11 protein-coding genes, 1 tRNA gene and 1 pseudogene are annotated in these 9,356 nt (G+C 58.0%); 7 read left to right on the top strand and 6 right to left on the bottom strand.

The genetic code is table 11. The features are described 5' to 3' along the window. The first annotated feature begins 14 nt into the window (after positions 1-14). Positions 15-1,676, top strand: a complete 1,662-nt coding sequence (locus SIB73_RS07590) for a SulP family inorganic anion transporter (protein ID WP_413401608.1) — start codon at positions 15-17, stop codon at positions 1,674-1,676. A gap of 1 nt (position 1,677) precedes the next feature. After that, positions 1,678-2,781: a dihydroorotase gene (gene pyrC, locus SIB73_RS07585; RefSeq protein WP_413401610.1), complete on the top strand. Its 1,104-nt coding sequence runs from the start codon at positions 1,678-1,680 to the stop codon at positions 2,779-2,781. Between the two features lie 74 nt (positions 2,782-2,855). Here the strand turns inward: pyrC and SIB73_RS07580 are convergent, their stop codons facing one another. Then, positions 2,856-5,558, bottom strand: a complete 2,703-nt coding sequence (locus tag SIB73_RS07580; protein ID WP_413401611.1) for an MGH1-like glycoside hydrolase domain-containing protein — start codon at positions 5,556-5,558, stop codon at positions 2,856-2,858. Between the two features lie 97 nt (positions 5,559-5,655). Further along, positions 5,656-5,744 (bottom strand) — tRNA-Leu (locus tag SIB73_RS07575). A gap of 61 nt (positions 5,745-5,805) precedes the next feature. Here SIB73_RS07575 and SIB73_RS07570 point away from each other — a divergent pair. The 3 genes from SIB73_RS07570 to trpA are packed head-to-tail and all read left to right on the top strand — an operon-like array spanning position 5,806 to position 7,245. Beyond that, on the top strand, positions 5,806-6,051 hold the full coding sequence (locus SIB73_RS07570; RefSeq protein ID WP_413401613.1) for an NAD(P)H-quinone oxidoreductase subunit L: 246 nt from the start codon (positions 5,806-5,808) through the stop codon (positions 6,049-6,051). A gap of 3 nt (positions 6,052-6,054) precedes the next feature. Continuing rightward, on the top strand, positions 6,055-6,393 hold the full coding sequence (locus SIB73_RS07565; protein WP_413401615.1) for a DUF3007 family protein: 339 nt from the start codon (positions 6,055-6,057) through the stop codon (positions 6,391-6,393). Between the two features lie 45 nt (positions 6,394-6,438). Next, positions 6,439-7,245, top strand: coding sequence for a tryptophan synthase subunit alpha (gene trpA / locus SIB73_RS07560; RefSeq protein ID WP_413406354.1), 807 nt, complete (start codon positions 6,439-6,441; stop codon positions 7,243-7,245). Positions 7,246-7,248: 3 nt separating this feature from the next. Here the strand turns inward: trpA and SIB73_RS07555 are convergent, their stop codons facing one another. Further along, positions 7,249-7,617, bottom strand: a complete 369-nt coding sequence (locus tag SIB73_RS07555) for an AbrB family transcriptional regulator (RefSeq protein WP_413406355.1) — start codon at positions 7,615-7,617, stop codon at positions 7,249-7,251. 93 nt (positions 7,618-7,710) lie between these two features. Between SIB73_RS07555 and SIB73_RS07550 the strand changes: the two genes are divergently transcribed. After that, positions 7,711-7,980 carry a YciI family protein gene (locus tag SIB73_RS07550; protein WP_413401617.1) on the top strand — a complete coding sequence of 90 codons (270 nt, stop codon included), beginning with the start codon at positions 7,711-7,713 and terminating at the stop codon, positions 7,978-7,980. Here the strand turns inward: SIB73_RS07550 and SIB73_RS07545 are convergent. Both SIB73_RS07545 and SIB73_RS07540 read right to left on the bottom strand, forming a co-directional pair. Further along, positions 7,956-8,288, bottom strand: coding sequence for a c-type cytochrome (locus SIB73_RS07545; RefSeq protein ID WP_413401619.1), 333 nt, complete (start codon positions 8,286-8,288; stop codon positions 7,956-7,958). The genes SIB73_RS07550 and SIB73_RS07545 overlap by 25 nt on opposite strands. A gap of 19 nt (positions 8,289-8,307) precedes the next feature. Beyond that, entirely contained in the window at positions 8,308-8,526 is a 219-nt protein-coding gene (locus SIB73_RS07540; protein ID WP_413406573.1) for a hypothetical protein, read from the bottom strand. Here SIB73_RS07540 and SIB73_RS07535 point away from each other — a divergent pair. Continuing rightward, positions 8,440-8,835: pseudogene (locus tag SIB73_RS07535) on the top strand (Nif11 domain/cupin domain-containing protein); the annotation flags it as partial. The gene SIB73_RS07540 and the pseudogene SIB73_RS07535 overlap by 87 nt on opposite strands. Here the strand turns inward: SIB73_RS07535 and SIB73_RS07530 are convergent. Beyond that, positions 8,798-9,355: a phosphate-starvation-inducible PsiE family protein gene (locus SIB73_RS07530; protein WP_413401620.1), complete on the bottom strand. Its 558-nt coding sequence runs from the start codon at positions 9,353-9,355 to the stop codon at positions 8,798-8,800. The pseudogene SIB73_RS07535 and the gene SIB73_RS07530 overlap by 38 nt on opposite strands. Between the last annotated feature and the right edge of the window lies 1 nt (position 9,356).

Below are 9,356 nucleotides of genomic sequence, written 5' to 3'. Positions count from 1 at the left end.
CGAATCGGTCTGGCGTGTTTCTGAATCACATCAGCACACGCAACGTCCGCGGGGATGTTTTCGGTGGTGTGACGGCGGCGGTTGTGGCGTTGCCGATGGCTCTTGCTTTCGGGGTTGCCTCCGGTGCCGGAGCCGCTGCCGGGCTCTGGGGTGCGGTGATCATCGGCCTGGTCGCATCGCTCTTCGGTGGCACACCCACACTGATATCTGAACCGACAGGTCCAATGACGGTGGTGTTCACCGCCGTCATTCTCAGTTTCACAAGCCAGATCCCCGACAAGGGGACTGCACTGGCAATGGCTTTCACCGTGGTGGTGCTCGCCGGTGTGTTCCAGATTCTGTTCGGCTTCTTCCGTCTGGGCCGATACATCACGATGATGCCCTACACGGTGATTTCGGGCTTCATGTCCGGGATCGGTGTGATCCTGGTCATTCTGCAACTGGCGCCCTTCCTGGGACAGAGCAGTCCTCCCGGGGGTGTGATCGGAACACTGGGCGCTCTCCCCGAGCTGGCTGCCGGCGTGCAGCCTCTGGAGCTCGCACTGGCCGTGATCACCCTGCTGATCCTCTGGTTCACACCAGAGCAGCTGAAACGGTTCTGTCCTCCTCAGCTGCTGGCTCTCGTTGTGGGAACCGTGCTGTCACTCACGCTCTTCGGAGACATTGAACTGCGCAGGATTCCTGAATTCACGGCGGAATTTCCCAGTTTCAATCCTCCCACCTTCTCCGGTGAGCAGATCAGGTTGATGGTGGTGAACGGCGCTGTGCTCGGCATGCTCGGTTGCATCGACGCCCTTCTGACCTCCGTGGTGGCTGACAGCCTGACCCGCACCGAGCATGACTCCAACAAGGAACTGATCGGGCAGGGACTGGGCAATGTGATGTCAGGTCTGTTCGGGGGACTTCCGGGCGCCGGAGCCACCATGGGAACCGTGGTCAACATTCAGGCGGGTGGCCGTTCTGCCCTTTCAGGCATCGTCCGGGCCCTGATCCTGATGCTGGTGATTCTGCTGGCCGCTCCACTTGCAGCTCAGATCCCTCTGGCGGTACTGGCGGGAATCGCTCTGAAGGTGGGCTTCGACATCATTGACTGGAGTTTTCTGCAGCGTGCTCATCATCTTTCGATCAAAGCGGCCTGCATCACCTATGGCGTGATTGCACTCACCGTGCTGGTTGACCTGATCTGGGCGGTCTTCATCGGGGTGTTCGTGGCCAACGTGCTCACGATCGAACGGATGACGGCCCTGCAGGCCAGGGGTGTGAAAACCATCAGCACCACGGACGATGACGTTGAACTTCCTGAAGACCAGCAAGCACTGCTCGATCAGGCTGCGGGTCGCCTGCTGCTGTTTCAGCTCACCGGACCGATGATCTTCGGCGTGGCCAAGACCATCAGCAGGGAACACAACGCCATTGAGGATTGTGAGGCGGTTCTGTTCGATCTCACTGAGGTTTCCCATCTGGGAGTGACAGCATCACTGGCTCTCGAAAACGCCATCAAGGAAGCGGTTGAGGTAGGCCGTTCTGTCTATCTGGTCGTGATGAACGGCTCCACACGCAACCGCCTGGAGAAACTCAAGCTGCTCGAACTGTTGCCCGACAATCATGTGAGCGAAGATCGAGAGGAGATTCTCCGTCGCGCGGTTGGTGAGCTACCAGTCCTCCAGGAGGTCTGACTTGGCCGAGGCTCCAAGCTCCCTGGTGCTGCGTCGGCCGGATGACTGGCATGTGCACCTCAGGGACGGAGCCATGCTCAGGGCCGTGCTGCCGGCAACAGCGAGAACCTTTGCACGGGCCATTGTGATGCCCAACCTGCGTCCACCGGTCACATCTGTTGATGAGGCACTGGCCTATCGCAGCAGGATTCTCGAAGCACTGCCCGAAGACATCGACTTCGAGCCACTGATGACGGCCTATCTGACGGACGATCTTGATCCGGACGAGCTGGCCAGGGGCTTCGCCATGGGCGTCTTCCGTGCGGCCAAGCTCTACCCCGCCAATGCGACCACCAATTCAGCGGCAGGCGTGAGTGATCTCTCCCGGATCTCCGCTGTGCTGAGGCGGATGGAGGCCGTGGACATGCCTCTGTTGATTCACGGTGAAGTCACGGATCCGGACGTGGATGTTTTCGATCGTGAAGCCATGTTCATCGAACGGCATCTGAAGCCCCTGCGTCAGCGGCATCCACGCCTGCGCATCGTGCTGGAGCACATCACCACGGAGGAATCGGCGACTTACATCACGGAGGCTCATCTGAGCGGTGATGAACGCATTGCCGCCACAATCACCCCCCATCATCTGCATCTCAATCGCAACGCGATGTTCATCGGCGGCCTTCGCAGCGACTTCTACTGCCTCCCGGTTGTGAAGCGGGAGTGCCATCGAAGGGCCCTGGTCGCGGCCGCAACCAGTGGTCTGCCCTGCTTCTTTCTCGGCACGGATTCCGCCCCACATCCCCGTTCCGGCAAAGAGTCATCCTGCGGTTGTGCAGGTATTTTCAATGCGCTCCATGCAATGGAGAGTTATGCCGCTGTCTTTGAACAGGCGGGAGCTCTGGACCATCTCGAAGGATTTGCCAGCGAGCACGGGCCGCGCTTCTACGGCATGCCTCTCAACGCTGACACCATCACGCTGGTTCGACGGGATCAATCCGTTCCGAATCGCCTGATTCCACCTGAATCAGCCCGTGTCGGAGATGATGCCATCCCTGACAGCGAATGGCCGTTGCTGTTCCATGCCGGGGAAACCCTCTCATGGTCTGTTGAACCGACAGTTCGTTGAATGAACGCTCCTGATGGGAGCCATGGCCGGCTCATCGTGATTCCGCCTTCCGTCAGGAGCTGTTGTAAGCGCCATCAGCCCCAGCGCTGAAGTTGAGTGATCATTTTGGAGACAACAGCCGTCCAGCCTGTCTGGTGACTGGCTCCAACACCAGCCCCTGTGCACCCGTTGAAGTATTCATGGAACTGAAAGAGTTCGCTCCAGGCTGTGTCGTTCTGGAACAGCTCAATGTCTCCGTTGAAGGCTCGTCGGCCTTCCTTATTCCGCCTGAAAATCCCGACGAGTCGTTTCTCCAGTTCAAGTGAGATCTGCCATAGGTTCAGTTCACGTCCAGAACCGGTCGGAAACTCCATCCTGAATTCGTCTCCGAGGGCGTGGCCGAACTTCTGGAGGGCTTCAATCAGCAGATAGTTGATCGGAATCCACACCGGACCGCGCCAGTTGGAGTTCCCGCCGAACATGGCAACCGGACTGTCGGCGGGGCTGTAGCTGATCGTCGCGTGGTCGTCACCCTGTTGATAGGAGTAGGGGTTGTTCTGATACACCATGGAGAGGCTGCGGATGCCGTAAGGGGATAAGAACTCCTGTTCATCAAAGACCCGGGTGAGGATCCGTCGCAGTCGATCGGGAGGCACGATCGAGAACAGCACGCGATCGCGATGCCTCGAACCGAGATGACTGATCGCGTCAAACGGGGCCCCACGCTCTTCGCCCAGGTCTCTGAGATAGCTGCGAACATCCAGTGCAGGGATGGATTCGACAGTGCGTGCATCGAATGTGGCGATGGCCAGAAGCGGGATCAGTCCACTGAGAGAACGTGTCCTCAGATAGTCACTGCTTCCGTCCGGGCGTTTGAGCACATCGTAATAAAAGCCGTCCTCCTCGTCCCAGTTGACGTAGCCACGCCCGCAGGGACTGTTCAAGGCGTAGGTGAGACGACTGAAGTCAGTCACGAACCGTTCGCACAGGCTTTTGTATTCCTCTCTGTCTTCAGCGAGCAGAACGCAGGCCTCCAGCATGTTCAGGCTGAGCATGCCCATCCAGGCCGTGCCATCGGTCTGTTCAATCAGGCTTCCGTCTTTCAGGGGGTATCGCCGGTAGAAGATCGCGATGTTGTCGAGTCCGAGGAATCCACCTTCGAACAAACTGTCGCCGTTGCGGTCCGTGCGGTTGGCCCACCAGCCGTATTCCAGCAGTAGTTCCCGAAGGCTTGCACGCAGAAAGGGATAGTCCTTGCGGCCGTAGCAGCGTCCGGAGACCTGAAAAATGCGCAGCGCCGCCCAGGCCCCGATCGGTGGGTTGGCATCGGAGAGCGCCCACTCATAGGCAGGTGACTGGCCGTTGTTGGCGGTGTAGGACGCCTGGCGCAACATGCGTGACTGTCGCTTGGCCTCGCCCGGATCAAGTTCCGCGAACGCCACTGCATGGAACATCAGGTCCCACTGACAGAAATAGGGATACTCCCAGCAGTCGGGCATGGAGATGATGTTGCGGGACCGCAGGTTGCGCCAGTAGGCGTTGTCGGTGTGCCAGCGCTGCTCGGGTGGCTTGGCTGAATTGCTGTCTCCCCGCAGCCAGCGGGCCACATACCAGTTGTAGAACTTGCGGCACCAGAACAGACCAGCTGCCGCTGCAGTATGGATGGCTCTGTCCTCTTCGTTCAGGCCTGGAGCCACCCAGTGCAGATGGTCCTGCCAGTCCTGGCGGCGCTGCTCGACGAGGGCGTTGACGCTGGTCAGCTCGAGGCCAGTTGATGTCGACCTGTCGCCCATGTCGCGCCGGCACAGTCTGAGATCCACCTGCCAGATCTCTCCAGGCCTGAGCATTCGCTGCAGGTGAAGAGCTGCCTTGCTTCCGGTCTGGTCCGGATTCACCGCATCAGCCTGTTTCTCGATCAGATAACGGTGAAAGGCATCTTTCACGTAGGGCTGCTTCAGAGGCTGGTTGTAAAGCCGCTGGGTGTTGGTCTCGTTTTCGGTGAACAGCCAGGTTCCCCCTTCGCTGCAACTCAGGCCATAGGAGCCAAGACCCCCAACAGCACTGCTGACCAGCAGTCCATCCTGCAAGCAGAGCGATGGTCTGATGAAGTCATGTTCGCTGTTTTGGCCCCATCCCCAGGTGTTGCGAAACCAGAGGCTCGGCAGCAGATGGAGCTCTGCACTGTCGGGTCCATGGTTGGTGAGCGTGAGCCGGATCAGCACATCCTCCGGTGATGCCTTGGCGTATTCGACCTCCAGATCGAAGAAACGGTTCTCAGCGAAGATGCCCGTGTGCACCAGTTCGAACTCGTTCTGGTCACGGCCGCGGCGGCGGTTCTCGTCTCTCAGCTGTTCATAGGGGAAGCGTTTCTGGGGGTAGCGGTAGAGCGCTTTGGCGTAACTGCCTGTGGGTGTCCCAGCCAGGTGATACATCATGTCCTTGATGTCTTCACCGTGATTGCCCTCGGGATTGCCGAGGCCGAAGAGCCGTTCCTTCAGAACAGGGTCCTGTCCGTTCCAGAGCACCGGTGCGAAACAGAGGAGGCCCTGTTCATCGCTGAAGCCGAGCAGTCCGTCCTCGCCCCAGCGGTAGGTGCGCAGGTGGCTGTGATCAAAGGGGAATGAGTTCCAGGCATTGCCGTCCGCGGAATAGTCCTCACGAACCGTTCCCCATTGCCTGTCGCTGAGATACGTACCCCATCGATCCCAGGGTTGATCCCCGCCGTCACGTTCCCTGCAGCGAATCAGCTCGGCGGGCTCCTCGCCCAGCTGAGCGGTGGAGATCACCGAAGTCGCCATGACCCAAACACCCTCATGTTCCAGAAGCTAATGAGGGTGATCTGGAATGCCCATGATGCACTGGCTTCGATCACTTCCCGTGGTGGGGCGAGGCCGGTGGTGGGGGCGGGGGGACTTGAACCCCCACAGGATTTTCATCCCAAACGATTTTAAGTCGCGTGCGTCTACCGATTCCGCCACGCCCCCGGGTGCCACCAGCACCGTGGCGGCATTCTAGATTCCACCAAGATGGCCCATTTCGCTGACCATGGAGACTCTTCTCAACGCGGTTTCCCTGGACACCCTGCTGGTGATCGCTGCCTATGTGGCACTGGGTGGTGCCTATCTGGTGGTGGTGCCTCTCCTGCTTTACGCCTGGATGAGTCGGCGCTGGACCGTCATGGGTAAGTACGAGCGCCTTGGAATTTATTCACTGGTGTTCTTCTTCTTTCCGGGGATGATTGTGTTTGCTCCATTCCTCAATCTCCGCTTCAGCGGCCAGGGCGAGGTCTGACTGTTGACGCGTGCCGGAGTTCTGAAACTTGGTCTCGGTCTGCTGCTGACGGGAGGTTTGGGCTACTGGTTGTTCCAAGCCCTTGGGCTGGAGGGATTTTCGGCGGGTATTGCCGCCGAGGCTCTCCTCGTTGTTGTAGTGGTTGTCTGGACCAGCTCCTATCTGTTCAGAGTGGTGACCGGCCGCATGACCTACATGCAGCAACGCCGTCGCTACCGCAGCGGTTATGACCAACTCACCGCCCAGCAGCTTCAGGAGCGGTTCGACGCCATGACACCTGAGCAGCAGCAGGAGCTGATGGCCTCCATCGCGGAAGAGGAGACCAGTCAGGCTCCTGAGTGATTGCAGCCGACCTCTAGGCTCGCCTGCATCACAGTTTCAGAATCCGTGAGAGAGCAGTCTTCACGCATTGCAGAGGTCTTTGTGAAGACCGCCCGTGAGCAGCGCCTGGCACTGATGCCTTTTGTGATGGCAGGTGATCCAGAGCTCCAGAGCACGGCTGATGTTCTGCTCAGTCTTCAGAATCACGGGGCTGATGTGGTGGAGCTTGGCATCCCCTACAGCGACCCTCTGGCGGACGGACCAGTGATTCAGGCTGCTGCTCACCGAGCTCTTGAACAAAACACAACCCCGGCAAAAGTGCTGGAGATGTTGAGTGGATTGCGTGGACAACTCACCATGCCGGTTGTTCTGTTCACCTACAGCAATCCACTGCTGAATCGAGGAGCAGAACGCTTTTTTTCGGAAGCTGCCGCCGCTGGTGTCTCCGGTCTGGTTGTCCCTGATCTTCCCCTTGAGGAAGCGGAGCGTTTGTCTCCACTTGCGGCACAACATGATCTTGATCTTGTGCTGCTGGTGGCTCCCACAACTCCTGAAAAGCGGATGCAGCGCATTGCCGCTTCCAGTCGTGGTTTCACTTATCTGGTTTCAGTCAATGGTGTCACCGGAGAACGATCAAGTCTGCAAGATCGTGTCGGCCAGCTAGTCACTTCTCTGAAGCGATGTGCCGCCGGTCCTGTCGCTGTGGGATTCGGAATTTCCGGACCTGAGCAGGTTCGTCAGGTTCGCTCATGGGGTGCAGACGGAGCCATTGTCGGCAGTGCTCTTGTCAAAAGAATCGCCGCTGCGCAGGAAGGATGCGCAGCGGCTGAAGCTGGTGAATTTTGCCGTGAACTGCGAGCAGCAGCAGGCTGAAGATCACTCTTCGTCTTCGTCAGCGCCGCCTACCGGAACCAGGCGGATCTGTTTGCGACCAAGCTTGATCTCGAATTCATCGCCGGGTTTGAGATCGAGCATCGCGGTGTAAGCCTTACCGATCAACAGATTGCCGTTCCCCTGAACTGTTGCCACGTAAGAAAGCTTGCGGCCGCCTTTACCAATGCCAGCTGATCCACCACCAAGTTCAATGCCCTTCGCATTGAGAAGTGCTTCATAAAAAGCAGTGAAGTTAACGCGATCAGAACCATCCTTCTTTTTCGAGACATACCCACAGGCAGTTGCCAGGTCTGTTTTGGAGACGTCACCTAAATCCTTGACCTTCGCAAGGAGTTCAGCACCAGTGAGCATCATCATAAAAGTAATCTACCCAATTAACATAGCGCTTAATGTGCAGTACGCGCCAACCTTTTGGCGCAGATTCTTTTAACCGGAGGTGAAACTATGGCCCGCTTCGTTCTCTGGGGGACCTATTGCGACAATGCCTTGGAAAAAAGAGCTCCGTTTCGTGATGAGCATCTCGAACGGCTTAAAGCCCTCAAGGAAAGTGGGACATTGATAACTCTTGGCCCAACTGTTGGCAGTACCCACGTTTTTGCAGTCTTTGAGTCCGAGAGTGAAACAACTGTGCGCGCACTGCTGGAGGCAGATGTGTACTGGCGGGAAGGAATCTGGACCCGACTGGATGTTTATCCCTGGATCCAGGCATTCTGAGCCTGTCGCCAGACCCATTCGGCAACAACAATGTCATTGCCCTCCCCAAGAGCATCGACATAGCCGCTCATCTGACCGATTCCTTCACGGGCGATCTGTGCAATTGCAGGAGCATTATTGAGCCCTTGTTTTTCGAGCGCCTTGAGTTTCAGTGTCCGGCCTCGACGGATGATGTTGCCGCCGTTCGGGTGACATCCAGCGCAGTGCAGATCAAACAGCTGTGCTCCAGCTTCATCCATCGCCCATGAGGCTGAACTCTGCCAGAGCAGTGTGATCAACATCAGTGCTCCTGCCAGCAGAGTCCTCATCGTCATTCAGCAGGTGATTTCAGTGTGACGCGGCGCAGGTGATTGCTCTGATCTCCATCCACGGGTTGTCAGGATCACGACAGTTGCTCCGGAGCTGATGGCGGAAGAGGATCTGCAGCGTTTTCTGTTGAAGGTTCAACAGCTCAATGCACTGGTCAGCAGCCTTGATGCTGAGCCGGAACGACGTCGTCAGCTCGCGGCGTGCTCTGATCACAATGCAGTGGTCCAGCTGGCCCATTCCTGGGGGTACAACATTGGTCGACGCTGGGGGGAGCCAAGTGTTGATGCACCCCGTTCATCCAATCTGCTGATCGCTGCGCCTGCGGCTGCAGGGCATGAGATTGAAGAGGAGTTGTGTTCAGGCAGGGACTGGAGGCTGGTAAGGATCAGTTCCAATGGCGCGAACAGTCCGGATGGATTCTGGTATGAGCAGAAGGATCATGAGTGGCTCACCCTGTTGAAAGGGAGCGCGCGCTTGCGTCTCGACGATCCAGAGGAATGGGTTGAGCTCAGCGTGGGGGATCAGTTGATCTTGCCAGCCGGTCGACGTCATCGGGTTGAGAGGACGGATGTTGATCCTGGAACGGTGTGGCTTGCGCTCTACTGGAGTGGGAGTCCGGACGACCATCCTGGTCAGCTGAACGTTTGACCAGCCAGTAGGCCCCGGCCAGAGCGATGGCGCAGACTCCGAGACCGATCAGGAGCTGGGGTTTGTCTTCCGCGCCCTTCGGAAGCACGATCACTTTTCTGGCAACGGCTGTCAGGGCGGTGACAAGCACCAGTTCGATCTGGACAACGTGTCGGCGCAGGTAACTGGTGATGTTCTGAAGCACTTCAAGGGCAATCAGTACTGTCAGCAGATCGCCGAGGATGCGGATCAGGCCGTCACCGAGCCAGTAGGAGTCCTGTTCATTGGTGATCAGCGAAAGGGCGACGCGAATCGTGAGCTGCACGATCGAAGCCGCTATCACAACAGCGGTGATCGCAGTGAGAAGAATGGCGACCTGTTTTTCGCCCGCATCAACCCACTGCAGGAAGCTTCGGCGTTTGCGTCGAGACTGGATCACT

This window comes from Synechococcus sp. MIT S9509 (genome assembly GCF_047303035.1).
GTDB lineage: Bacteria > Cyanobacteriota > Cyanobacteriia > PCC-6307 > Cyanobiaceae > Synechococcus_C.
Note: the sequence above shows the minus strand (reverse complement) of the source record. Positions and strands in the feature narration are given on the sequence as shown.